At 70.1% G+C, this 1,504-nt stretch carries 1 protein-coding gene; it reads left to right on the forward strand.

The genetic code is table 11. The annotated features are described in order from the left end of the window. Positions 1 to 90: 90 nt before the first annotated feature. Positions 91 to 1,446: an IS256 family transposase gene (locus ACFFRH_RS44145; RefSeq protein WP_344743125.1), complete on the forward strand. Its 1,356-nt coding sequence runs from the start codon at positions 91 to 93 to the stop codon at positions 1,444 to 1,446. The last annotated feature ends 58 nt before the right edge of the window (positions 1,447 to 1,504 follow it).

Below are 1,504 nucleotides of genomic sequence, written 5' to 3' on the forward strand. Positions count from 1 at the left end.
GGTCGCGTCCGAGATGCGGTGTAAAAGGGAACGAGCGTAGGTTGCCGTGCTGAACCGACCAAAGTTCGCACTACGCAAGGACCTACGCTCGTGGCACGCACACTACCGCCCGTTCAGGCCATCCGCGCCGAGATCGACGCCCTGTTCACCACCGACCGCGACCTGGTCGAGATCCTCGAAGATGTCGCCCGCCTGGGTGCCCGCCTGATCATCCAGACCGCCGTCGAGGCCGAGGTGGACGCCTTCCTCGGCCGCACCCGCTACCAGCGCACCGCCTCGCTCTCCGCTGCCGACGGCGAGCAGGCCGTACGGCCCGGCCACCGCAACGGCCACTGCCCCACCACCATCAAGACCACCACCGGTCCGGTCACCATCGCCCGCCCGAAGCTGCGCAACACCACCGAGGCGTTCGCCTCCCGCCTGTTCGGCACCGGCGTGACCCGCACCAACGCGCTGGAGACGCTGGTCATCGCCTCCTTCGTGCGCGGACTGTCGGTCCGCGACGTCGAAGGCGCCCTGGCCGATGCGCTCGGCCCGGAGGCGGCGCTGTCGAAGTCGACGGTCTCGACCATCTGCCAGGCCATCGTCGCCGAGTACGACGCCTGGTGCCGCCGCGACCTGTCGGCGGTCGAGCTGGACTACCTGTTCTGCGACGCCAGCCACTTCAAGATGCACGACGGGCAGCGCGCCGAGCCGGTGCTGGCCTCCTGGGGCATCACCACCGACGGCAAGCCCGTCTTCGTGGGCCTGGCCCCGGCCGCGGCCGAGTCGACCGACGCCTGGCACGACTTCCTGACCGGCCTGGCCGAACGCGGCCTGCGCCCGCCGCTGCTGGTCGTCTCCGACGGCGCACCCGGCCTCATCACCGCCGCCGAGCAGGTCTTCCCGGCCTCCCTGCGCCAGCGCTGCGTGATCCACAAATGCCGCAACGTCCTATCGAAGGTCAGCGCCGGCGACCAGGCCACCGTCAAGGCCGCCTTCTGGAACATCTTCGACACCTCTGAGCTGGGCGAGGACATCGAGCCTGGACAGGACCTGGTGGCCTGCGTCCAGGCGCGCATCGACGCCTTCGCCAAGGACTGGGGCCGTTCCTATCCGGCCGCGGTCAAGAGCCTGCTCGCCGACCGCGGCTCGCTGACGACCTACCTGCGCTTCCCGGTCGAGCACCACAAGCGCATCCGCCACTCCAACTTCATCGAGCGCACCTTCGGCGAGACCCGCCGCCGGGTCAAGGTCATCGGCCGCTTTCCCGGCGAGACCAGCTGTGTCTCGTTGGTCTGGGCGGTGCTGGACCGTGCCTCCCGCGGCTGGCGCGGTTTCACCATGACATCCAAGGGCCTGCGCATCCTGCAGGACCTGCGCCGAGCCCTGCTCGCCCCGCCCAGCCGGCTCCGCCCGACAGCCACCCCGGCCACCGACTCGACGCCCGAAACGGCAGCCGCCTAAGATCAGCCCGCGGCACCTACCTCGTCGAGCCTTTTACACCGCTCCGAGGACGCGACCC

Origin of the sequence: Streptosporangium vulgare, from assembly GCF_042428775.1 — a bacterium.
Lineage (GTDB): Bacteria > Actinomycetota > Actinomycetes > Streptosporangiales > Streptosporangiaceae > Streptosporangium > Streptosporangium vulgare.